This window comes from Methanospirillum stamsii, assembly GCF_003173335.1.
Classification (GTDB): Archaea; Halobacteriota; Methanomicrobia; order Methanomicrobiales; family Methanospirillaceae; genus Methanospirillum; species Methanospirillum stamsii.
Genome location: NZ_QGMZ01000001.1, coordinates 1 through 26,151, shown reverse-complemented (window position 1 = coordinate 26,151; position 26,151 = coordinate 1). Strand labels below are relative to the sequence as shown.

The 26,151-nt window shown below is 41.9% G+C and carries 11 protein-coding genes; 9 read left to right on the top strand and 2 right to left on the bottom strand.

All coding sequences use genetic code 11. From position 1 onward, the window contains the following. Positions 1-483: 483 nt before the first annotated feature. From DLD82_RS18315 to DLD82_RS00010, 9 genes are all read left to right on the top strand, one after another. Complete coding sequence (locus DLD82_RS18315) at positions 484-2,481, top strand: PKD domain-containing protein (RefSeq protein ID WP_181391154.1); 1,998 nt, start codon at positions 484-486, stop codon at positions 2,479-2,481. 120 nt (positions 2,482-2,601) lie between these two features. After that, entirely contained in the window at positions 2,602-5,766 is a 3,165-nt protein-coding gene (locus DLD82_RS19085; RefSeq protein ID WP_181391153.1) for an IPT/TIG domain-containing protein, read from the top strand. Between the two features lie 111 nt (positions 5,767-5,877). Further along, entirely contained in the window at positions 5,878-8,139 is a 2,262-nt protein-coding gene (locus DLD82_RS00040; RefSeq protein ID WP_109939059.1) for a 6-bladed beta-propeller, read from the top strand. Between the two features lie 292 nt (positions 8,140-8,431). After that, positions 8,432-11,959, top strand: coding sequence for a PKD domain-containing protein (locus DLD82_RS00035; protein WP_109939058.1), 3,528 nt, complete (start codon positions 8,432-8,434; stop codon positions 11,957-11,959). A 274-nt stretch (positions 11,960-12,233) separates the two neighbouring features. Then, the gene (locus DLD82_RS00030; RefSeq protein ID WP_109939057.1) at positions 12,234-15,995 is read left to right on the top strand and encodes a DUF3821 domain-containing protein; all 3,762 of its coding nucleotides are present in this window, start codon (positions 12,234-12,236) and stop codon (positions 15,993-15,995) included. A gap of 1 nt (position 15,996) precedes the next feature. Further along, positions 15,997-19,665 carry a DUF3821 domain-containing protein gene (locus DLD82_RS00025; RefSeq protein ID WP_109939056.1) on the top strand — a complete coding sequence of 1,223 codons (3,669 nt, stop codon included), beginning with the start codon at positions 15,997-15,999 and terminating at the stop codon, positions 19,663-19,665. 6 nt (positions 19,666-19,671) lie between these two features. Beyond that, positions 19,672-22,104, top strand: a complete 2,433-nt coding sequence (locus DLD82_RS00020) for a PKD domain-containing protein (RefSeq protein WP_109939055.1) — start codon at positions 19,672-19,674, stop codon at positions 22,102-22,104. Between the two features lie 38 nt (positions 22,105-22,142). Further along, positions 22,143-22,682 carry a hypothetical protein gene (locus DLD82_RS00015; RefSeq protein ID WP_146199633.1) on the top strand — a complete coding sequence of 180 codons (540 nt, stop codon included), beginning with the start codon at positions 22,143-22,145 and terminating at the stop codon, positions 22,680-22,682. Positions 22,683-23,361: 679 nt separating this feature from the next. Continuing rightward, positions 23,362-24,621, top strand: coding sequence for an ATP-binding protein (locus tag DLD82_RS00010; protein ID WP_219968269.1), 1,260 nt, complete (start codon positions 23,362-23,364; stop codon positions 24,619-24,621). A 479-nt stretch (positions 24,622-25,100) separates the two neighbouring features. Here the strand turns inward: DLD82_RS00010 and DLD82_RS00005 are convergent, their stop codons facing one another. Next, positions 25,101-25,556, bottom strand: coding sequence for a PIN domain-containing protein (locus DLD82_RS00005; protein WP_181391152.1), 456 nt, complete (start codon positions 25,554-25,556; stop codon positions 25,101-25,103). Then, positions 25,553-25,717 (bottom strand): hypothetical protein, encoded by a 165-nt coding sequence (locus DLD82_RS18310; RefSeq protein WP_181391151.1) that lies wholly within the window; start codon positions 25,715-25,717, stop codon positions 25,553-25,555. Before DLD82_RS18310 ends, DLD82_RS00005 begins: the two co-directional genes overlap by 4 nt. Positions 25,718-26,151: the final 434 nt, after the last annotated feature.

Sequence of the window (26,151 nt, the reverse complement as noted above, 5' to 3'; positions counted from 1 at the left end):
TATATACCACAATTGTTAAGGTTCCGTTAATCTACCACGGCTGATGATAGTGGTAGAAAGATGTAATTAAAATATCTATTGATTAGATCAAAAAAACTAGAATAATAACTGCTTTCATAGCGGCTCGCTATTGACTCAAAAAAAGTTTTTCGATATAATATAAGGATCAGATCTATAGTTTAATAGCGAGCCTTGAGTGAATCAGGTTTAACCCTTTTTATGTCAAATAGAGCATGAATAGTCTATTTTTTTACCGGAATGGAATTAGTGGTTATAAAAAAGCGAAAATTACTCTTTATTTTTAAATTTATGGTTGAATAATCATATTAAACCGCGAGAGTTTTTTATTAGATGATTATGTCTTAAATTTGAGATGAAATGAATTTATATATGCTTTCTAAATTATGATATTCATATAATTATCAATATAATAAGTTTTTTATTCTTTTAAAATAATATTTTGCACAATAGTTGGGTGTGACAATGAATAAGTTATGGGGATGGGTTCTAGTTATCTTGACAATCATATCGATGGTTATTACGCTTTCAGCCGCTGATTCTCTTACGATATATCCGGATGTGCTTTATCAGGATATGCCGGTAGTGATTGAATACACCGGATTTACTGATGGGGAGAGTATTGTTGCTGATTTTGATTTATCTTTTATTACAGAATCAGATACGAAATCCGGGATTACTGATGGATTTATTCTGTATCCTTTCACTACTGATGATGGTAAGATTTCTGCATTTTCGGGAGATCTAGTAGTGAATGGAGCTGCAGTTCCATCAAATGTATATTCAGATTTTTCTAACGGTCTTCTTTCCCTCTCACTTGCACAGGAGAGTAATGCAGCTGGAGAGTCTGGTAATGTTGCTTTCCGCTTTTCAGGCGTTAAAACTACAGGAGTAGATTCAGGCTCGATTAATTTTATTCCGGAATTATCCCCTGGGCAGGGAGTAATGAATGTAACGGTAACAATTGGAGATAAAACGGTAAGTAAACAGATCCCATATGAAACGGATATGTCTAATCCGGAGATTTCAAGCCAGGATTTAACTGATGATCAACAATTCACAGAATATGGAATTATGCATCAGACTCCTGAACAGATGCGGGAAGAACTTATGGAAATGCTTAATTCAGAGGCTCTTCCAAATGCACCGGTTACCCAGGATAAAGATTCAAAAAGTCTTCTTGTGAATGTTCCCTATGTACCTTCTGAACGAAATCAGGGGACCTGTGGTAATTGCTGGGCTTGGGCCTCTACCGGAGTAATTGAGACTGCTCATACTGTCCAGAATGGTGTAAAAGATCGTCTTTCGATACAATATGTGAATTCAAATCTGAATAACGGCGTTGGTGATAATTGGGCATGTGAAGGAGGAAGTGCCTCGAAATTTGTTGATTTCTACAGCAATCCCTTATATGATCAGGTTATCCCCTGGTCAAATACGAATGCTTCCTATCATGATGCAAATGCCTGTCCTGGTGGGGATTGTTCAGCCGGAACAAAAATGCCTGCACAGTATATCGCAACCAATCCGAATTATCCAATTACTTCTATCTCTTCTTACTTGGTCCCTACCTATACTGTTACTCAGGATCAGGCGATTGCGAATTTAAAGGCACAGATTGATGCAAACAAGGCTCTTTATTATGGATTCCGGCTTCCAACAATTGAGGCATGGAGTGAATTCTCTGATTTCTGGAGAGATCAGGCTGAATCAGTTATCTGGGATCCGGATCCCTATAATGGTGCAGCAACCGATGCAGGCGGTCATGGAGTCCTTCTTGTAGGGTACAATGATACCAGTTCGAATCCTGATGAGCGGTACTGGGAGGTCCTGAACAGCTGGGGCAGCAATGCAAACCGTCCAAATGGGATATTCCGGTTAAAAATGAATATGAATTATGCTGGAAGTGGGATATACTGGAATAATTATTTTTACGCTATTGAAGTAGCATATACGCCCGGTGAAGGATATACTCTTGATGTACAGTCTGATGAAATTGGCTGGATTAATCCATCCGGGACGGTAGAAGTAGCAAAAGGAGCATCTCAAACGTTTACCTTTAATCCCACTGCAGGAGCAAGGGTAAAGAACCTGACCGTCGATGGGACTCCTGTTACATATAATTCTGATCTGACCTATACTTTACAGAATGTTCAAAAGGATTATACTATCCGGCTCAATAATGAACCGCTTCCGGGTGTTGTAATTGCAGCGTTTGCTGCAGAGTCTGGTGGAGGTAATTCTGTGAAATTCAGTGATAAGTCCTTGGGCGATGCAAATAAATGGAAATGGGACTTTGGGGATGGTACAACCTCTAGTGAACAATCTCCCTTACACCCCTATGCACAGGCTGGAACATACACGGTATCGTTATGGGCAAGGAGTGATCTTTCCCAGAGCCAGGTTGTTAAGGGTAGTATCGAAGTACCTATGAAAGAAGGTTACACGTTTTCGAATGTGTAATTTTCCAAAATTTTTTTTTGGACTAAAAATTCTTGATAATACATTTAATTAAACAGTATCTTTTTTAATCAGTCCTTATAATTTAAAAAGTAATATATATAATACAAAATAATATGGATTATGTTTTGGTGTTTCTCTCCGTCGATGGTCAGGGGGATCATTGTTCTCTTTATTCTGGTCTCTTGTTTATGCATCCCTTGTGTTTATGCTGATCTGGATGCTAATGATTCGACGCTAAAATCGCAATTTTATGATAATGGCAATCTCATTGATGAACGTGAGATAGGTCCGGGTCTCCCCCCCGAAGGGTGGATAAGAGATGCAAATGTTCCGATTCTTGCTGAAATATCAGCCATAATGGTGAACAAAACCGATGTTCCTGCATTGGACTGGTCATATGGCTGTTCGGCTACTTCTGCAGCGATGTATTTTGGTTATTTTGATCGGAACGGGTATCCTAATTTTTATGTTGGTCCGACTAATGGAGGAGTTTTCCCCTTGAACAATTCGGTATGGGGTCCTTCGTTTGAAAGTCAGGGACAATGTCCACTGAGTGCCTCACAACTGGGTCTTGATGGGCGTGTTTCCAAAGGGCATAAAAATGACTATTATTCTGCATATGGATCTACGACTGATCCTTATTACAGTGCCTGGTCAGAACATACTCCTTTAGATTGCATCGGTGATTATATGGGAACCAATCAGTATCAGAACTGGAGGAATTCTGATGGAAGCACTACTTTTTATTATAACAAAGATGGCTCTCCTTTGTATGATTATACCGGTAATGAATCTGTAAAAGGACGAGATGGTATTCATGGGATGAAACTGTTTGCTGAGTCTCGTGGGTATTCAGTGCTTACAAATTATAATCAGTATATTTATGGGTACGGAGGGAATACCAAAGGATTTACCTACGATCAGTATAAGGCAGAAATAGATGCTGGTTATCCAGTCCTTATTCAAGTACAAGGACATACCATGCTAGGTGTGGGGTATTCCACACCTAATACTGTCATCCTCCATGATACCTGGGATTATACCTATCATACCATGACATGGGGTGGGACTTATGGCTCTAGTCCTGCCATGCAACATTATGCGGTGGGTGTCTTACACCTTTCACCTGCTCCGGTTGTTACATCCATTAATCCTGTTTCTGGTCATATTGGTTCAGATGTTCATTTCAATATGACTGGAAGCAACTTTGCAAACGGAGCACGGGTAAACCTTACCAGCACTGGTAAGGCGACCATTACTACAACGGGAAGTTTGTCCGGAACTAATCTTACCGGTTCTTTTACAATACCTTCAACCGCCGTTGCAGGCATGCGAAATGTCAGTGTAAACCAGGGTGGAAAATTTAGTAATGATAACATTCAGTTTGAAATAAAAACACCAATAACTCCGTATGTATTGGGTATTATTCCTGGTACTGGCTCTGCCGGTTCAATAATACCAGTAAAACTGATCGGGGATAATTTTACGAATGGGGCAAAAATTGACCTGAGTCGGAATGATGCGACTAACATTTCTACAACAGGCACCCTATCCGGAACTAATCTTACCAGTTCTCTTGACTTACCTGTAAGTTCAAAACAGGGTCTCTGGAACGTGACAGTAAGTCAGGGTGGCAGGTATAGTAATAATAATGTCCAGTTTAATGTAACTGCCCCTGTTCCTCCGGTTGTCAACGGAATAAATCCTGACCATGGAAGTGTCGGAAGAAATGTTCCTTTCATTGTAACCGGCAGTAATTTTGGAAATGGTTCAATCATTAATCTTACCAGTGGTATTGAGAAAAATATCACATCACTCGGAATATTAATTGGGCCAAATCTAACCGGTTCCTTTGATTTACCGTTACTTGCACAAAAAGGCCTGTGGAATGTGACTGTTAATCACGGTGGATTATATAGCAATAATAATATTCAATTCAATGTAACTGCCCCTGTTCCTCCGGTGGTATCCGGAATTTTTCCAGATACAGGTAAAGCAGGGACTGATGTATCTTTCAATATTACTGGCAGTTACTTTAAGGACGGTGCACAGATCAATTTAAGCCGTTTAAACCGGTCAAATCTGACATTTCCCAGTATGCTTTCAGGAAGCAACCTTACTGTTTCTTTTAACCTACCTATAAGTGCAGAAAGAGGTCTGTGGAATGTTACAGTCAAACAGGATGGTTTATTCAGTAATAATAACATTCAGTTTAACATTACTGCCCCACTCAAACCGGAAGTAACCGGGATTTATCCAAATTCAGGTCTGGCTGGCAGCACTTTTCCAGTCAATCTTACCGGGAATAATTTTGCAACCGGGGCAATCATTAACTTGACAAAGATTGGTCAGTCGAATCTGACATTTACAGGTATCCTGTCCGGTAATAACCTGACAACACCTCTTTACCTTCCTCCCACTTCCAGTATCGGTTATTGGAATGTCAGTGTAAACCAGGGAGGTCAGTTTAGTAATAACAATATCCAGTTCACCATTAATCCGGCTCTTCCGGTGATAACAAATCTGAATCCTGGGGGCTGTCTACAGAACAACCACACTACTTCTTTCCCGGTAACTATTACCGGAACAGGTTTTGACACAGTTCCAGCATTAAATAATGTGACAGTTGATGGTTCAGTTGTCTCCTATGTGGTCGAATCAGCTACTATAATCAATGCAACATTCCCGGAGACTGTTGACAATACTCTTGGCAATCATCCGGTTATCGTTAAAGGAATAAGCGGGTCATCTGCTCCATCAAATTTTGTTGTATCTGCAAATGGCTTTACAATTAACGCATCATCTGATGGAATTGGTTGGATCAATCCTTCAGGAGTTTTTTCAGCAGATCCAGGCAGTTCACTTTCATTCACGTTCAACCCGACTGCAGGAGCCAGAGTAAAGAATCTTACCGTAAATAATGAAGAGAAATCAACTGATTCACCATTTGTGATATCTTCAGTTGATAAAGATTATACTATCCGGCTCAATAATGAACCCCTTCCTGGTGTTGTAATTTCTGGATTTTCTGTTAAGTCAGGTGATGGTAATACTGTAACATTTTATGATGAATCCTTAGGTGGTGCAAATAAGTGGAAATGGGACTTTGGGGATGGTGCAACCTCTAGTGAACAGTATCCTCCTCCACATATCTATGCCCAGTCAGGAACATACACGGTATCATTATGGTCCAGGAATGATCTTTCCCAGAGTCAGGTTGTTATGGGTGACATTACCGTTCCGATGAGTACAGGAGCAGATTCGGTATTGTTCTTTGGTCCCTGAATCTTTATTCCTGTTTCAATTTTTTTAATTTGATAATTATCAAAAAATTACACATAATCGAAACATTTATCTATTTTTATATATCATTTTCTATATTTATTGGTGGGTGTAATGAAGAAAATAGTACTGATAAGTCTATTAATTTTCTGCATTTTTATAACCTGTAATGGGGAGCAGATAAACAATTCTGATAATAATTGGAATTATAGTAGTCCGGATGAAATCGAAAACATCTCAATGGTAATATTTGTTCCAGGAGATATAGAATCCCTCTTTTGTCTTGACAAAAATTTATCCAGACATCACATATTGGATGACAGGAGATTTCCGGAACAGGGAGTAACTGTAGAAAATATGTGGGTAGATGAGGTACTGGAAAACAATTCTGCAATAACTGCACAGACATTACCCAGACTTGTTATTCCAAAGATTGACTCAGTTTCTCCAAATTTTGGGCTTAATAGTTCCTCATCTCAATCAGTGAGTATTGTTGGATCTAATTTTAAACGCGGTGTCACAACAAACCTGACCAATGGTGTATACCGTCAGAAAAATATCAATCCGATTACATATGTCAATTCCAGGAATATCACCACTTCATTCAATCTGACTGGGTTGGATCCGGGCCGATACTCGATTGAAGTTTCAAATCCTGATGGAGTCATTTCTGCCAAGTATTTTAATTCAACCTGGGGTTCAGGATCTGTGCTGATGTATCCAGCCAAATCCTGTGTTGATGGATCTGGAAATATTTATGTTACAGATACCGACAATTGCCGTATCCAGAAATTCAGTCCTACAGGTACGTATTTGACCGGATGGGGAACCTATGGTAAAAATCAGGGTAACTTTATGTATCCTGTCGGAATTGATGCTGACAGTAAGGGGAATATCTATGTTACAGAAATAGGAAACAACCGTGTTCAAAAATTTGACTCCAATGGAAAATTCCTGAATGAATGGGGATCAATAGGTTCTGAACCTGGGCAGTTTAATTCGCCATTTGGAATTAGCGTTGATGGGTCCGGGAATGTGTATGTAGCAGATACTGGGAATTCCAGGATTCAGAAGTTTAATTCTAACGGCGTTTTCCTGAATGAATGGGGATCATATGGATCGGAACCTGGTCAGTTTTTTTATCCCTATGGAGTAAGTGCTGATAACCCTGGATATGTCTACGTGATGGATACCGGTAATAGTCGCGTTCAGAAGTTTGATTTATCCGGGAATTATCTTTCAAGCTGGGGGACTAAGGGTTCAGGTTCTGGTGAGTTTTATTATCCCTATGATATAAGTGTAGATAATTCTGGTATTGTATATGTGATGGATACCGGTAATAGTCGTGTTCAGAAATTTGATTTAAATGGAAAATTTTTGGATGAGTGGGGTTCAACAGGAAATGGACTGGTTGAATTTAATTATCCGGTTGGAATTTGTGTAGACGGTGTAGGAAATGTATATGTTACAGATACTGAAAACAGCAGAGTATCGAAATTTAGTTCGGTTGGCATCTTCCAAATGATGGTTGGTGTTCCCGGACCATATAACTATTATAATCCATATGCATTGTCGATTGATAATGTTGGGAATATTTACATCGCTGATAGTGGCAATAACCGGATCCTGAAATACACATCTGATGGAATATGTGTAACTGAATGGGGATCTTATGGGGAAAAAACCGGACAGTTCAACAGACCCTATGGGGTATGTGCTGATGGTTTTGGCAATGTGTATGTTGCAGATATGAGAAATGACCGGATTCAGAAGTTTAATTCTGAAGGAATATTCCTTGATTCATGGGGTACGTCAGGTACCGGACCTGGAGAATTTGATTATCCCTCTGATGTCGGTGTTGACAGTTTGGGAAATGTCTATGTTCTTGATACGTATAACAATCGTATTCAGAAATTTTCACCAGATGGTGTCTACCTGGGATCATGGGGCTTTGAAGGAAGTGATCCTGGACAATTTAATGATCCCCGGGGTCTCTTCGTGGACGAATCAGATAATGTATATGTAGCTGATTCATACAATGAACGAATCCAGAAATTTAATTCCGGGGGTGTGTTCCTGACTTCCTTTGTAACAAAATATTCAGATTCGGTAGGATATTCCTATCCATTCAGGGTGACCGTAGATGTAGCCGGAAATATTTATGTAACTGATACGGGCAATGAGAAAGTTATCAAATTCAATTCGGATGGAAAATATCTGACCGAGTGGGGTTCTTATGGTTCTGGTCCTGGTGAATTTGATACTCCCCGTGGCATTGGGGTGGACAAAGAAGGAAATGTATATGTGTTAGATGCCCGGAATTCACGAGTGCAGAAGTTTAGTGACAGAACGTTTACCGTTACTGGTGCGGTTTAAACCTTCTAATTTTTTTGTATTTTTTGGATTTTTATTGAATAAATAAGTGAATGAAAAGCGCACGATTCGTTTTAAAAAATAAAATTTGATGTACACTTTAATATTTTCCCTTTTAGGGGCTAAAAAAGTTAAATTTTTCTTTCTTTTTGATAATTAGAATAATTCAGAATATTAAATACAGATTTTCGATTATATCTTTTCAACTATATTCCATAATCTATATATCATATCCAATAATTACTATAATTATCCTGATCAAGAGAAGGATCGTATTTATAATGGGGATTATGCAATGAAATCGGATGATAGGAGATTTCTTTTCAGAAAAGAAATCCTAAACGGGGCAATTGTAATACTCGGGGTGCTTCTTCTCCTGGTATTATTTTTCCAGCCAGGTACTGCGGCAGTATCAGCTAATTTCACGGTAAAGAATCAGGCTGGTATGACGCTTTTTAGTGGAAATCATTCAGGAGCTTTATCAGCAAATTACTCCTGTAATGATATTCTGTATTGTAATGATATTTCATCATGGAATGGTACGGATACAATAGGTTCATGGAATTGGACGATTGGTGGAGTAGTACGATCTCCAATATTTGATCCAAGTAAGCGTAATGTTACTTATGATACCACTCTATCCGCTGGAGATCCCATTACAGTTCAGCTTATTGCAGCAAATCAAACCGGCCTTAACAGTTCTAGTTTGACGGTTGATTTCTATAAGTATGGTCCATGTGGTAATATTACTGCTCGTATGATGCCAAAAGCCGCCTATGATGACAGGGCTCTGGATCCAAATGGTACAGTGACATTCTATGATCTTTCATACTCGAAGATTGATCCTGAATTGAATGTTACCGAATGGTGGTGGAAAGGAACAAATAAAAAGACTGGCGAAGAAAAAAATTTAACCGGAAAAAGTCAGTTCACCATGAATATGTCGAAGGAGGTTGTTTATTATGATATTAACCTCACGGTGGGAGCGAATGGTAATTATACGACCATTAGTAAGACATTTAAAATCCCTCCGGACAATGTAATGCCTATTGCGAATTTCTCGGCAGTTCCAATGGCTGGAGTCGGGCCTTTGAATGTGAGTGTAATTGACCAGTCCAAGAGTATGGTTAATTATACGATGTCAAATGTGTCCCTCAGTTATGAATATGATGTATATGATTCTACTGGAACACACGTTGCCAGCAGTACGGAAAAAAATCCTGTATTCCTCCTCTCCGATCCCGGTATATACAATATTACTTCATACGTTGAAAACTGGTACGGAGAAAGCGATGAAACTTCGGTAGAAAATATTCAGGTCTATCCTGGTGGGTTGGTAGCGAACTTCAGTTCATCTGTCCGGGAAGGTCTTGCTCCCCTCAACTTTACTCTTATTGATCAGAGTATTGGAGAGGGTCCGTTAGCATATAACTGGACTATAGGTAACAGTACTTGGACTAGTGAACGAAGAACTGAGCATAATCCACAGTTTAAGATTCCATATACTGGTAAATACTGGGTAAACCTGAGTATCATTGATCAACATGGTGAAACAGACTATGAAAATAAGACTGATTTCATAAATGTAGGTGTACAGCGGTATCCAACAGCTGATTTCGCTGCAGTTCCAGAAAATGGTACCGTACCTCTTAATGTCTCCTTTATTGATCAATCAGTGCTGGATCCTGATCTCCTAGCCAATCTGGTAATTCCAAATTATACCTGGTCGTTTGGTGATGGAGGTTCTTCACATGAGAAGAATCCAACTCATTTGTATACTGAAGCAGGAGATTATACTGTCAGGTTATTTGTGCAACATGGCGAACAGGAATACTCGTCTGAAAATGTACAACCAAATGCAGTTGACAGTAAAGAGCATATGGTTCATGCATATGAACCATCAAATGAAGGAATAAATTTCACCTGGATACAGGATTATGGCAAATCTCCATATAGTATTGTGCTTATACCCCTAGGAATTACTGCAGATTGGGATGTTACGTGGACTATTGAAGGTGGAGAGCCTGCAACTTCAAATGATTTTACTCCTCGTGTTGTTTACCCGGGAACCGGCAAATACACAGTAACTCTGGCAGCTTCTAAAGATGGATTAAATCCAGATCCAATAGAAAGAGAACTGGAAGTATTCCCTGATGATATTCCTCATCCGGATATGAAAATGATGAATAAAAATCCGTTTGATGAATATTTTGCAGGAGTAAACACCTGGGCTTATGGCTTTGTTGGTGATCCCATTCAATTCTGGAGTAATGAATCAGATTCATGGGAAGACTCTTGGGAATGGGATTTCGGAGATAATTCTTCATCTTCACTCAGAAGTCCTGTTCACAAATTTACTGCACCGGGTCTTTACACAGTCCATCTGAAAAGTTCGAACGTACATGGAGTAAATGAATCTTTGATCAAACCAGATTCGGATCAATATGATTCGTATAATGTATGGATTCTAAATACTGCTGTACTGTCAAATGTCTGGGCAAAACCAGCTTCTGGAGATGCCCCTCTTGATGTGCAATTCAATGCAGATCTATCTGTAAATGGAAAATCTGATAAAGAGTCACAGGATTACGTGGCCCAGTGGTTGTGGTTCTTTGGCGATGGTATGTATTATCCAGGAACATCTCTTGAACAAAGACCAAATCACACATACCAGTATCCGGGAACGTATTCTCCATGGGTAATGGTAATTCTCAAAGATGGTATGGGGTGGACCGAAAACTCCAATGACGTAACAGTTTACCCGCCATCAGGTTCAGAAGTTACACCTGGATTTACCTATGATATGATTGACCGGAATGGAACATACGGGTACTCGTATAAGTTCATGGATACATCAATAGCATATGATTCCTTAGGTGAACCCTGTGTTATTGACAAATGGCTTTGGGACTTTGGAGATGGATCACCTGCCGGAGTAGAACGAGCTCCAACTCATATGTTCAAAGAACCAGGGAATTACACTATCACTTTAACAGTACAATCTACCGCCTGTGAAATTTCCGGGACAATCTCAAAAGAGATTTATATTCCCTACTTTGGAACATTCGCATCAGATCAGATCTTCTTTGATCCGGTAGCCGGGTTTACCTATGCAAAAGTTGACAATGAACCTCTGGCGCTTCAATTCATTGACCAGAGTTATGGTGCAACTCCACTGGGCTATGCATGGTCTTTTGGCGATACTCTTGGATCATCTGAAAAGAGTCCAAAACATACCTATTCCTCAGTCGGAACGTATGAAGTAAGTCTTACCGTCACAGATGAATTTAATAAGACAAACACAATTGCCCAGTCGATTGCTGTTCCTCCGGTTAATCCTCCGGCGGCTGCATTCACCTATGAACTGAATGACGTTAATCCGCTTCAGGTCCAGTTCACTGATACCTCAAAGGGTGAGATCTACTCATGGCAGTGGTCCTTTGATGATGGTCTTGGATCATCTACCCAGAGTCCGGAACATCTCTTCAGTGATTATGGCACCTATGAGGTCACTTTAACTGCCGGAAACAGTGCGGGATCAGATTCAGTTACCCAGGAAATTACCATTGAAAATCCGACCGCAAAAGCAGGTTTTACAACTGAAAACCTCGCTGACCGGAAAGTAAAATTCACGGATACATCATCCGGATCAATTCTTTCCTGGGTGATGGAATATGGTGATGGAGATATTGATACTTTCACTTCAGGTGACTGGAGTCCGGTGGAACATCAGTACTCTCAAAAAGGAATTTATCCGGCCCGGCTTACGGTAAAGAACTCGTATATGAGTGATTCATATTCGGCTCGCATTACTGTAACTTAATCAACTTTTCTTTCTTTTTACATCCTGTATAACAGGATGAGTTCCATTTTTTTTTTATTTTTTCGAGAAATAATGGAAATATTTATATTGACAATAATATATATGATGTATATTATCATGGAACGGGGGCTCAAAACGCAAACAGTTCTTTGTGAGATGGGTAAAATCAGGATAAGCGGTTCCCAAGGGGGGTTCTGACTCCCGCTCGCTATGAGTCCGGGTTTTAGAAAAAACCGTCCTTTAGGGCATATCCGTTGGGATGGAGTGGTGAAACATGGAAAGAGATGGAAAAAAATCTGAACGAAACAGTAAGATTTGGCTTTTGGTTCTGATGAGCGTCAGTTTGATGCTCATAAGTCCGGGATCAGCAGCCGGGATGAATATTCCGGTTCCTCTTGTAGATCAAGGGACGCATATATTCATCGGAGAGACTGGTCTGGACATTTCGAATGCGCTTATTAATCCGAACACCGGTCTTCCGGTAAACTATGTCGGATGGTGGAAGAGTGTTGCTGAAGTAGGATCAACTCCTGCGGATCGATATCTTACGATTGCAGCAGGCAGTGAAACTGACTACTTTGTAAACCAGGTAGATTACACCCTGAATGATGCAATCATGGAGGGTGCTTTTTACCTCTGTGATCAGGCAAGTGGTATGCCTATCATGAATGGCGGTCAGCCTGTAGTAGCATATTACGTTGCAATTCCACACATCGAACTTGTTCCGGCTGATACTATCTGTCCGGAAGTCAACAGAACCGGTCAGGTCTTCCTTGGAACGGATCTGGTTTTTAACATCAAGACTAATTTGTACCACATCCAGGAACGTACCAATGGTGCAAACGCTGGTATCTTTGATATTAATGTCGTAGGTTCGAATGGGAAAGATTACAAGTCTCTTCTCGGTCCGGATGCAGGAGGATGTAATTGTCCTGATTGTAATCCGAATTATCCGGTGATCTCTGTTAAGGATATCAATATCCTGACAAATACTCATCAGTGGCAGACCTGGGACACGGATGCAATTGATCCAACAACGGGACTTTTGTATACTCCTGATGGGACATATGCAGTTTCAGTCACCTGCTGGGCTAACAACATTATTGACAATTATGCAGTTGTTGGTGGAGCAAAGTCAACCACAACAAATCTGGGATTAGTTCCGGAGAGTGTGGTAGTTACGGTAAACCCGGGTGCAATTAAAAGAACGGAGACGGCAACTGCAACAGTTGTTGGAAAACCCGAAACCGAGTATATCATTGGTATCATTGAATGTCCACGGAAAATGACTGGGGAAGTGTGTGATCGTCCGCCGTGGTTTGTCAATGATACCCTGAATGTCGCATTAAAATTTGATCCGGTTGGTGGTCCGTATACGATTGGAAGTGAAATTGTATACCCTTCCTGTTGTGAAGGAAAGACCTTCAGGGAAGTAGTCCCGACCGAGTTTAATGATGGCGTACTCTATTATGCAAGCATCACAACCGATTGTAGTGGGCAGGCAACAATAGATATTGATGTTGACAATACAGTCTGGAAAGCAGATGACAATCCTGTCTTTACTGTACACATTCAGAAACGTGCTCCTGAATGTAATGGAGTTCACATCTTTGATGAAACCGAATTAACTGTTCAGAAGGGTGATATATCAGTTCAGATTTCACAGTCCTCTGATGCAACAAACACTCCGATTACAGAAGCATTCCTTGGTGATACTCTCAAAATTGCCGGATTGAATTCAGACAGTCTTACGACGTATCTATATATGACCGGACCATGTCAGCCGGAGTGTGGTGGTGGTCTTACTCCTGACCTGACAAAAGCACGAATGATTGGAATGGGTCCGGAAGTAGTTCCAGTAAGTGTTCCACAGATTGAAGGTTTTGATTGGATATTTGTGAATAAGGATGCATCTGGAAATCCACTGTATTGGCAGACAAAGTATCTTGCAATGAATCCGGGTACCTATACAATCTGGGCTTTGAGTAATCAGGCCTGGTGTCCGACCTGTGTTTCCTGTGGTGGAGCAGTTTGTACAATTGAGGATTGTCCAAATTGTGATGTCGTTGCAGTAGCAGAGATAACATTGAAAGGTCCTGAACTCACGGCTCTGGCAGATGATGTTCTACGATGTTGTTGTCCGGGTTATCCCTGTGGTACCACTCTTGATGCCCATCCAATACTTGTAAATGGAACATCTCTTGGTAATGCAGATAAGGAATTAAGTCTCTGGATGTTTGGAAAGGGCAAGATAGGCAGTGCAAAATATATCAATACTCAAATTCCGGTCAACTGTGATGGTACGTACTCCTATAATCTTGCAAAAGCGATGGAAGAAGCCGGAGTATTGCTCTGTGAAATTGATCCTGGTGTTTATGATATTGTCGTACAGGATCCCGGATACAACCATCAGTTTGATGTTATCTTAGAAACACAGCTGGATCCAAAAATCTGGGCAAACCCAGTTGAACAACAAAAGAGGTGGATTCTATCTGGCTTCCCTGACATCGGACCTGTTGAAAATTTCAATGAGACCGTAAATGGCAATGGAGTAGGTAATCCAAATGATGATTTCCTTACTCATGTGGGGGCAAGTTCGATAACAAAAACTCCGGATCCGGAATCTCAGTACTTCTATGATGATGACTGGAGGAAACTCGTTCAGGTAGAAGGTCCGGGATACAAACTTGGAACTGAAGTATTAACTGCCCTTCTTCGAGGACTTGACGATCCGGATGTTGATGATAACTATGTTCATCTCCAGATTAACATAACTGACAGGCCTTGTGGTGGTGCGGACTTTGAAGCAGACCGGACTTATGGTAATAAACCATTAACCGTCCGTTTCACTGACATCAGTACTATTGAAGCAACTTCATGGGCTTGGGACTTTGGTGACGGTGCAACTTCTACTGAACAGAATCCAGCACATACTTATGAAAATACTGGAAGGTATGCAGTATCACTCACCCTGAATGGGGATGAACTGTATAAGACTGTTAAGAATGATTATATCAGGGTTGCAGATGGTCCAGCTGCAAAATTCTCCTATACTCCTGCAAAGGTTTTTGCAAATGATGTAGTGAATTTCACAGATCTGTCTAATGGAAATCCATCAGCATGGATGTGGAACTTTGGTGATAATGCAAGTTCATCACTGCAAAGCCCTTCACATGCATATGCTGAACCTGGAAATTACACGGTAACTCTCAATATTGGTAATGAAATTGGTTCGGTATTACCTGCAGAACAGATTATTACTGTCTTAAACGATGCACCGGTAGCAGGATTCTCTGCAGAACCGACATCCTCTGACTCCTTCCCGGTGCAGGTTCAGTTCACCGATGAATCCACCGGAGTTGTAGACTCCTGGCTCTGGGAACTTATCCGTGAAGGAAAAGTTGTCGGTTCCTCATCAGAACAGAACCCGGTAATCACTTTTACCGTTCCGGGAATTTACACCGTTTCACTTACGGTAACGAACAACGGAGGTTCTGACACCCTGGTAATTGATAATTTCATTACCATCGGAACCGGAAGTCAGTTTGAAGTTACCCAGGGCTGGAACCATGTTTCAGTTCCAAAAGCGGTAACTGAAGATTATAATACAGTCAGTGAACTCTTCGCCGGAATAGAATCCGGAGAAGTTCCATATGCGGCATTTGACAATGAGCGTAACGAATGGGTACCGGTAATGGATGATTATCCGGTAGTTCCGCTCGAAGCACTCAGAGTCTGGAAGGCTGATGCCGGCACGGTCATAATCACTCCGACGTACATTGACGGAGGAGCATTCACCCGGAATCTTGGAGTTGGTTGGAACGGTATTGGTATCATGGCCATGCAGCCGACACCAGCCAATGTTGCCCTTGCATCCCTGGGAGAAACCTGGAACAAGACACTTTCATTCAATCCGGTAACCCAGCGGTGGGAGTACCCGATTATCAGGGGAGTGGATGATGACAAGATGATGGATCCAACGGTTGGGTATCTTATTGAGATGAATACCGAAGGAATCCTACTCGGAGGGGAGTAAGATGAATATCACGATGAAAGGAATAGGATTCAGTCTGTTAATCCTTCTCCTCTTTTCCTGTATGTCTCTGACTGCAGCTGAAGATGTAGAGATCAAACAACTGGTTCCGATGTTCCTTACTGGAACGCTCTACATTGATGACGATCCGGCATCTCCCGGATTAGTTGTAACTGCAATGCTGAACGAAACCGTCGCCGGAACTGCTACCGTGATTTCTGATGGTGTCTACGGGAGCGACTCACAGCCGATGATGGTTCAGGCAGGAGCTGATGAGACTCTTGAAGGTGAACCGGTTTCGTTTTACGTGAACGGAGTTCAGTGTGAAGAAACTATCCTCTATGAACGGGGAGTTAACCGTGCACTTGACCTTCATGTATCCGGTGCAGCCTTAAATATGCTCACAGTCGTGCCAAAAGGCGGGGATGTATTCCTTGGTGAGCAGGGACTTGACATCTCCAAGACCTTAGGTTCAGGCAACATGGTGGCCTGGAAATCAGGTACTGGAAGTTACAGTGCGATTTCAATCACCAGTGCTCATTCATATTATATCAACCCGGCAACCTTTGACGGGAAGTTAGGAAACTGGTACCAGTGGGATGGAGCGAATGCAGGCGATCTTGCATTTGTAGTAAACGATCCCTCAATTGCATTCCGTGTCTGGAACCAGAATGAAAAACAGTATATCGCATCCGGAGGAAAAATCTCATCCGGAGACTTTGCAAATTTCAGAATTGATACAAATCTTGACTCTGTAATTCAACAGCGTGGAGAAGGACTTCCTGTAGAAGATCTGGGAATCATCGATATCAATGGATATTCTAACGTTTCCAGTGAAAATTATTTAAATCTCAGAGGTACTCTCAGCGGAATTCCTGATGTTGACATTTCAATCAAGGATCTGGCCGTAGATGCAGACAGCTGGTATTGGCCGGAGAATGATGACAACTCATCCGGATGGAATACCGGAGCGTTGAATTCCGATGGAAAACGCCGGTATATCAATGGTGAGTATGGATTTTCCGCAGTAGTTGATCTGAACAATCTGAAAGAAAATTACGACAATTTTTACGGTGTTATAGTTGGAAAAACAGAAACCAGTACATCTTCTCTGAATATTGTTGACGAATCTGTTGATGTTATCGTCAATCCGGGCGATGTTACCCGAAATTCATCATTCTACGTAACAGTTGGTGGAAAGCCGAACAAGGATTACATCATTGTCATCATGCAGTGCGACCCGGGTGTAACAGATCCGACAATGTGCTGTGCAGAAAAGATGAGTGGTGCACCCTGTGACCGCCCGCCAAAGATCCGTGAAGATCAGAGTGGTGTTTCAGCCGGAACAATAACATTTGACGATCCTGCCGGAACCACATTCCCGATTGGTGACACAAAATTATCACCAGACTGTTGTGAGAAGACCGGAAACATCAGGGATGTTGTCCCAACCGATGACAAACCATGGGCATCAAATGTCTATGCAAACGGTGTATATTACTACGCAAAGGTTCTGACAAATACAACCGGTTACCAGGTAGTTGAATTCACGGTAGGCTCCGACGTTGCACCTGACCGTTCATACCGTATACATGTTCAGAGTGTTGAAGAGACTCCTGAATCAGTAATTGACGGAGATGGAATGGTTAAGGTTAACAAGGGAGTTGTAACCATGGACATCAAGGAGGAAGCTCCGTATTACCTTGGTAATGATGTCACGCTCTCCGGTACAAACACCGACAGCGATAAAGTTTACCTCTTCATGACCGGACCATGTCAGAACGGTTGCGGTAATGATCTCCTCGGCTGGAAGACTCCGGATGCAGAAGAAAACATCATACAGCCGGGTCTTGACATGGTTGAGCTTGGTTGCAAGGAAGAATCCGACCAGTTCACAGCAATTGAAGTTCCGGTAAAGAGTGACGGCACCTGGTCATACACCTGGAAGACTGAAAAGGCACCAATTAATCCGGCAACTTACACAATCTTCGCAGCAAGCCAGCCAATCAATGCATGTTGTCTGGATTGTGCCTGTGCAGCAACTACATCACGTACAATCATCTTCGAAGAACCCTGCTTTGATGCAGTCCTCGATCCGCAAATCGTGGAACTTCCGGTAGGATGCTGTCCGAACGGATGCAGCTGGACCGACCAGGATGCAATCATGCTGACCGGAACTGCTTGTGGATTCCCACACACCGGTGATGGTGAGAATGTAACCAAAGAGATCAACATGTGGATCTTCGGAAAGGAGAAAGTAGGTAATGACAAGTATGTCAATGCCAGAATTCCGGTCTACTGTGATGATACCTTTGAGATAAACCTGCTCAATTACATAAGCCTCTGTGACCTCAAGCCAGGTGAATACAGCATCATACTCCAGCACCCGATGTACAACCACAAGTTTGACATGGTAAAGGAGACTGATGTCCGGACACCGATTGAAGGAAACCGTATCTGGATGGTAACTTCTTATCCTGATGAGTGGAGCAAGCTCTTCCCACTTGAAGGACAGGGTTACTATGAAGGTGAAAAGGCTGTTAAAGCCATAACTGACTTCCTTGATGAGCGTCTTGTGGATGACAAGTACATTGTCCTTCCGCTCACGATTGTAAATGACGGTGTTCCGACTGCAGACTTTAGTGGAACCCCGACCCAGGGTGGAAAACCCCTGGAAGTCCAATTTACTGACAAGTCTGTCGGAAAGGATCTGAATCAGTGGTCCTGGAGCTTTGGTGATGGAACAATCTCAACCGAAGTCAATCCAAAACACACCTATTCAGATGACGGTGTATACACCGTTTCCCTCACGGTGATGAACAAAGAAGGTCTTGAGGATACGGTTACAAAGACCGATTACATCACGGTAAGAGAGCCAAAAATTTCCGCAGACTTCATCGGAAGCCCGACTTCAGGGGCTTCCCCTCTCAATGTTAAGTTTACTGACAAGTCAACCGGAGAACCAACGAACTGGTTCTGGGACTTTGGTGACGGCTATACCTCCGCAGGAGTTCAGAACCCGTCACATACGTACACCTTTGGTGGAAAGTACACGGTTACTCTGACAGTCACCCTCGGAGATGAAATGGATCGTGAAACCAAGACCGATTATATCACGGTTATTGGTGGTCCACAACCGACTCCGACCATCGGACCATATGATCCGACGAAAGTTCAGCTCTTCAGTGGCTGGAACTTTATTTCAGTGGCACGGACACTCTCTGATGCCACCAGCAATGCCAGTGTGGTCTTCAAGGATGTCCCAACCGGAGGACATGCAATCTGGGCATATGATCCATACAAGCAGTACTGGGACCAGGTCCTGACCGGAACTGAAATCACACCGCTGTATGGATACTGGATCTATTCAGTAACTCCATATACCATTAATCTGCAATTCAAGAACGATCCGGTCAGTGCTCCACCGACCCGAAGCCTTCCAAGCGGATGGGCAGCAATCGGATTTACCGGTGGCACTCCGGCAACAGCAAAGGACACCCTGAAATCTGTGAAGGATGGATGGATTTACACTCGTGGATATGATGCACAGCATCAGCAGTGGGAGTCTACCATCGTGAACGGTGGACAAGGTGAAAACACCTATCTCTTCCCATCGAAGGGATACTGGTTGTACATGGAGACGCCAGGAACACTGGCAGCCATTGGTGTGTGAGGTATCATGAATACAGGAACAGTAGCCGCCCTGACGGCACTGGCTACACTCCTCCTGTTTTCTTCAGTACTTGTCTGTTCTGCCGGGGCTCCGGCACTTCCCTGTGAGTTTTACGGAACTGTAACCATTGACGGCTCCCCTGCACCGGTAGGGACTATTTTATCAGCAAAGATCAATGATGCAGAACGAGGCCGGTATGTGCTTGAAGAAGCAGGAAAGTATGGAGGGCCGGGAACTTTTGATCAACGACTCAAGATTGTCGCAGAAGACAGTGATTTATCTGGAGGAAGTCCGAAGGTAACCTTTTGGATAGATGGTCAGAAAGCCTGGCAGGAAACAACTTTCCAGCCTGGAATTAGTCTTAATCTCGATCTTTCAATTGGAGGAGAAGCGCCTTCAGTCACATCCATTCCTGCTGAAACGACAGAAATTGTCCCAGAAGAAAGCACAGAAAAAACCGGAGAAGAGATTGTTTCTGATCCGGTTATTGTGGATGACAAAACTGAATCCAAAATTTCAGAGCCGGCAATTAGTGACATGCCTCCCCAGCTTCCGGAGATGATGAATCCTGTGGTAACTGAACCACCGGTATCTTCAGTGTCACCGCTGGTAGCTGATTTTATCGCTGATCCATTATCCGGAATGGTGCCACTCACGGTAACCTTCACTGATCTTTCCATCGGCGGGCCAACCCTCTGGTCATGGGACTTTGGTGATGGAACAACTGATACCATCTCTAACCCGGTTCATCAGTATATGCTGCCTGGAACGTATTCCGTCACTCTTACTGTTTCAAACACTGATGGCAGTGCATCTATCATCAAAGAACAGTACATTACGGCATCCGGTTCCGGGGGAATACTCAAGGCAGATTTCACTGCAACTCCTGTGACCGGGCAGGCACCTTTGAAAGTTCAGTTTACCGATAAATCTTCAGGCAGTCCTACGTTATTTGCCTGGAGCTTTGGAGATGGCACTGGAGATTCCGCACAAAACCCTGTTCATACGTATGATAAGGATGGGAAATATTCGGTTAATCTGACGGTTGCTGATGCAGTTGGTCTGGATTCAACCGAATCCAAAGAAGATTATATCGTAGTCGGGCCGATAACTCCGAAACCAACAATGACTCCGATTGCAGTTCCATCAGTTCCACAGACCTTTGTAGGGACGATTGAGATTTATGGAACTCCGATTCAAAGTGGAGGCACGGTAGAAGCAAGAGCTCCGGGATATGAATTATCCGGACAATTCAATCCAATCAAGACTGCAAAAGGAGTTTTTGGAAAGATTGGTACATTCTCTCCAAAATTACAGGTTCAGGGAATTCCGGAAGGCACTGAAATTGAGTTTTATGTAGCTGATCAGTATAACCGGATGAGCAGGGCTTACATTCTTCAGGATGACGGGTCTTATCTCTGGACGGTTCCTTATCAGCCAGGACAGGAAACAATTCTTCGTCTGGCAGTACTGAAAAATTCGCCAGAAGAAATTCCACCCATTCCGGTAACTCCTTCTCCGACTGAGTGTGCCGGTATTCCCTCAATTCCGATGAGCATCCAGGGAGATGTCAGAATTACTGATGGCACAGAATTCCTGGATGCTGAAGGAGTCTGCCACAATTGCCAGCCAAACATCAGAGTTGGTGGGCAGATTGAGGCACGGATTGATGGATATGATGTATCAGGTCCGGAAAATCCATTTACAATGGTTTCTGCAGCTTACTTTGGTAGTGGGAACAGCAGCTGGGCAGATAAACTGACCATCCAGGGAAAATGCCTTCCAGATGATGCAAAGATAACCTTCTGGGTAAAGGATGATGGATGGCCGCAGTATACTCAGGCCTGGCTCATCAATGAGAATACCGATGACAATGAAACGATTACGTATCTGAACGAAACACGGGAAATTCCCTACGAAGGTGGAATATCCCGGACCGTTCATCTCTGGGCCGGACCACTTCCGACAGTTCCACAAACCCCGACACCAACTCCGACTCCTGCAGCATGGGAACCCCAGCATTTCTATGGAAAGGCTGAGTTTAATGGGTATCCACTCCGGGTCGGTGACCGGGTCATGGCTACCCGTGAAGGCATTGATCTTTCAAACCCGACAAATCCTGTTTCTGTTCTCACCTTTGGCGAATATGGAAACCCGGTTGAAAAAGATATGCTGACGGTTGATGTACCATACGGGTCTATCGAGCAGCGTGATCCGATTTCATTCTGGATAAAGCCTCAGGAATATGAATACTGGTACAAAGCGGAAGTGAAAAACCCATTATCCAGTGCTCCCTGGAGTGATACGTATCCGTTTACTCCCGGATCAATTACGAACCTGGATTTAATGTCTTCAGACCGTGCTGATTTCATGTATTTCGATGATATCGTGGAATCTATAAGTAACGTAATCCTGCCGGATGATTACTCCGGCTGGTAAAACCAGAAATGGGAAATATCCCTTTTTTTCATGATATTATGACAACCAAATATTCTCTCTGGATACCGGCTCTTCTCGCTGCCGGTGTATGTATCGCATTATGTGGCCTTGTATCTGCATCTTCACCCCAGCTTCCGTGTGAATTTTATGGGACAGTTGCTATTCAGGGTTCTCCTGCTCCGGCAGGATCAGTAATTACTGCCTATGTCAACGGAACCCTTCAGGGATCAATTACCATGACTCAGGCAGGTAGTTTTGGAGGTATGGGAACCTTTGATGAACGGTTGATAGTGATGACCGGAGAAAATGATTTTGCAAATGGTGTTCCGGCAATTACTTTCAAAATTAATGATAAAACCGCTGACCAGACTGCTACATATCAGCCTGGTGCAAGTTCTGCGATAAACCTTACTGTAGGAGGACCGGCTGTTACTGCTCCGGTAACTAACACCACAACTCCGGTTATTGTATCACAGGTTCCGGCAACTCCGGCTCCTGCTCCGGTTCAAAGCCAGAGTGTGCAGACGGTAAATGTAACACCCACACAGCCGTTGGTCCAGCAGGTTCAGGCCCAATAAATCTAATTTTTTAAGTTATTCTTCTTCAGGTTTTTTTTAAAAGCACCAAATCACCCGGCAAACACATCACTTCTGAAATCTTTATTTATTTCAAATACTACAAGGGTGAAATGTACATTAACTTCAATATGTAAAAAGAGATAAATTCTGGAGAAATTTAACTAACCCTTCCATTATGATTTTCGATATCCTTTTTTATTTGTGGTCGGATATTACATTTGTAAGTTTGTCCTATATGGATCTTGAACCAATGAGATATCGTTTTAGAAAAAGAATAATCGGTGCGTAATGGATCACCAAACAAGAATTCTCACAATTTATTCAGATATTGACAGATTTTTCCGTGATTTTGAAATAATTACTTCGGAAAGTACCACAGGTGATGGTGACGTTACACGGTTTCATGCAAAATCGATGATATTAAAAATTTTATCGCCAGAATGAAAGATAGTATCCGGTAATAATTATCTTTTTTTGCCAAGTATGTGATTAATTACACATTATTCCTTGATTTATTGTGATCATTATTCACATTATTCATTACTTAATATGTGATCTTTCTTTCAATCATCCTTATGTATATGTGATGTCTCTTAGTACCTAGAGCACATCATGGAGAGATTATTACTACAAAGTCTTCATTCCTGGCGAAACAAAAAAAAACCGTCTCCCATTAATTTTGAAAGGAGCAAGACAGGTAGGAAAAACCTGGATCCTGAAGGAATTAGGAAGGACTGGTTTTAAAGACTTTCTCTATATTAATTTTGAAAATAATCCAACGATGTCTGATTTATTCGAAGGTTCCATTAATCCCCATAGAATTATTGAATATCTCGGAGCACTTCACGGGAAAAAAATTATTCCCGAGGATACCCTCCTGATATTTGATGAAATTCAGGAAGTCCCACGAGCCCTGACATCTCTAAAATATTTTGCAGAAGAAGCACCTGAATATCCAATCTGCTCTGCAGGATCATTACTTGGAATTGCACTTCATGAGGGCACATCATTTCCTGTCGGAAAAGTAGACATTCTGACACTCGAGCCCCTGACATTCCATGAATTTCTTCTTGCTAATGATGAACATGAATTACTTTTATCTCTACAAAATAGCGGATTAGAGCCGCTTCCTCTACCTCTCATAGAGAAATTGGACGATTACCTGAAAAAATATTTTATCATAGGAGGAATGCCCGCAGCGTTGAATACCTGGATTGAACAGCATGATTTTTTCCAGGTTGAAATAACGTTAAAAAGTATTTTAGATACGTACCAACAGGATTTCTCGAAACATGCACCCCGTTCGATGGTCCCAAAGCTTCGGTTTATCTGGAATAGTATTCCTTCACAACTTGCAAGGGAGAATAAAAAATTCCTTTATAGGTTTGTAAGGAGTGGTGCCAGAGCTCGTGAATATGAAGATGCGTTATTATGGCTATTGGATTGTGGGCTCATCAGACGGGTTGGAAGAATCACAAAGGGAGCGATGCCTATGAAAGCATATGAAGATCTTCATGATTTTAAGATTTATCATCTTGATGGTGGTTTGCTCCGGGTCATGAGCCAACTCCCCTTTCAGGTTATTCTGGAACGAAATAAGGTTTTTGAGGAGTTTAACGGTGCATTAACTCAACAGTATGTTCTTCAGCAACTTTCATCGATAATTCCCGATTCAATCTATTACTGGACATCAGAAGCGACAGCTGAAGTTGATTTTATTTTTTCCGATGGTACTGCAATAATTCCTGTCGAAGTGAAAGCTGGAGTGAATGTCAAGGCTAAGAGCCTCAGGGTGTATATGGACCGGTATAAGCCGCAGATTGCCATTAGGACTTCCCTTTCTAATGTTCATCGTGACGGTTCGCTTTTAAACATCCCGCTTTCAATGGTTTTTCACATGGAACGATACCTTGAACTCTGTAAAAAACCCGGTCCATAAACAGCATTCAATCTAGAGGTACCCAACCCTTGTTCAATATTGAAATATGAAATTGCCGTGACTAAAATGAACTATTACTAGATTTGCTCTCCTAACTGAACCCTTCCTGTGGCACCAGGATCTCAAACCGGGTTTTCTTCCCAGATACCTCTGTCTCCATTATGGCAATATCGCGAATCGCGAGTATTTTCCGATAATGAAGAGTTAAAGCCTTAAATTTTTCCCAAATCTATTCATGAATCTATGTTTTCTGGTAATTCGGAATACTTGTTTGTCATCTTTCCATGTGATCAGAATGATCCTGCTTATAGAAGCACAGCGAATAATTACTGTTGTGACCCCTTCACATGACGGATCGTTTTGTCCATCGCATTTTGAAAGACCTTTCCGATTATTGGGCTAATCATTAATTCAAAAAAATCCGGAGTGAACTTATCGGGCAAGTTCTACCAGGAATGCATAATAGGAATTAAACGGAGTTAATTCAAATGCTCCGTAAATTCTTCGAGGGTGAGAGTTTCAGGCTTAAAGAACCCAGCATTTTCAAGTAATTTAGGTATTCGGTATTTAATAAGATTTTTATCAGAAGTTAAAAAATAGGTACAGCCATTCGACATAGCATATCCCATATGTACACGATCTGTTTTTTCCACCCGGAAATCTATCTCATGATTGGCCATACAATTGCAGATACGTGCCACAACTTGATCAGGATAAAGGGTGGCAACATTCCATTCTTCATAAAGATTGATGAAGGAAAGGATGAGCTCCGATCTAACTGAACGCTTTCTCATTTGGTCCACTGCTTCCCCCATAACGGTAATTGAGGTTACTAGAGGAAACCCAAGATGAATTGCATGGCTGATTATGGTCTTTTTCTTCGAATCCTTAATACATTCAAAAAAAATGCAGGTATCGAGGAAAACAGGTTTCAACAAACACCTGCCTCATCTAATCGACGCATCTTGTCATCGAACTCTTTTTTTGTAACAACAAAGGCGATAAGTCCACCCTTACCAACACCTCCTCCGTATGGTAGCATACCCCGTTCATATGGCTTACCGATATTCTCCTGTGGGTCACCCTCATATTCCATATAAAATAATTGGCAGAGTAAAAGTATGAATGTTTCTTCAAAGAAGGTTTAATTAAAAGCCGTAGTCTGTTTAGTATAATAGAATTTTACTCTCCGGAATGTGAATGATGTATTGTGATATGGAAGATAGTTTTATACTGATTGTGTATGGAGATTGGAATTATCAGAATGAATTCAAAGGGGGAAATCGTTACCCAGTATTAATGTGAAGAGATCTGGATACTGGATAACAACTTGTCAGAAACCAGGATGGAAGTGGTTTCATCTTGAAAATTTATAAAGATCTTGACTAATTATTGGAGGATGAGAAAAAATAGTAAGAAAACCGCATACCTCATCTCCTTTTTCCATGAAAAACCGGATCCATTAAGACCTTGATTCCCGCTGACGCATAACGATAAATCCCCTCATTCTCTTTTAATTCTTCTAACTCC

What these genes read in the sequence shown, in the direction of transcription:
- DLD82_RS00025 (WP_109939056.1), top strand. Translation starts at nt 15,997, where the DNA reads ATGAATATCACGATGAAAGGAATAGGATTCAGTCTGTTAATCCTTCTC.
- DLD82_RS18315 (WP_181391154.1), top strand. Translation starts at nt 484, where the DNA reads ATGAATAAGTTATGGGGATGGGTTCTAGTTATCTTGACAATCATATCG.
- DLD82_RS00015 (WP_146199633.1), top strand. Translation starts at nt 22,143, where the DNA reads ATGACAACCAAATATTCTCTCTGGATACCGGCTCTTCTCGCTGCCGGT.
- DLD82_RS19085 (WP_181391153.1), top strand. Translation starts at nt 2,602, where the DNA reads ATGTTTTGGTGTTTCTCTCCGTCGATGGTCAGGGGGATCATTGTTCTC.
- DLD82_RS00035 (WP_109939058.1), top strand. Translation starts at nt 8,432, where the DNA reads ATGAAATCGGATGATAGGAGATTTCTTTTCAGAAAAGAAATCCTAAAC.
- DLD82_RS00040 (WP_109939059.1), top strand. Translation starts at nt 5,878, where the DNA reads ATGAAGAAAATAGTACTGATAAGTCTATTAATTTTCTGCATTTTTATA.
- DLD82_RS18310 (WP_181391151.1), bottom strand. Translation starts at nt 25,717, where the DNA reads ATGGAATATGAGGGTGACCCACAGGAGAATATCGGTAAGCCATATGAA.
- DLD82_RS00020 (WP_109939055.1), top strand. Translation starts at nt 19,672, where the DNA reads ATGAATACAGGAACAGTAGCCGCCCTGACGGCACTGGCTACACTCCTC.
- DLD82_RS00030 (WP_109939057.1), top strand. Translation starts at nt 12,234, where the DNA reads ATGGAAAGAGATGGAAAAAAATCTGAACGAAACAGTAAGATTTGGCTT.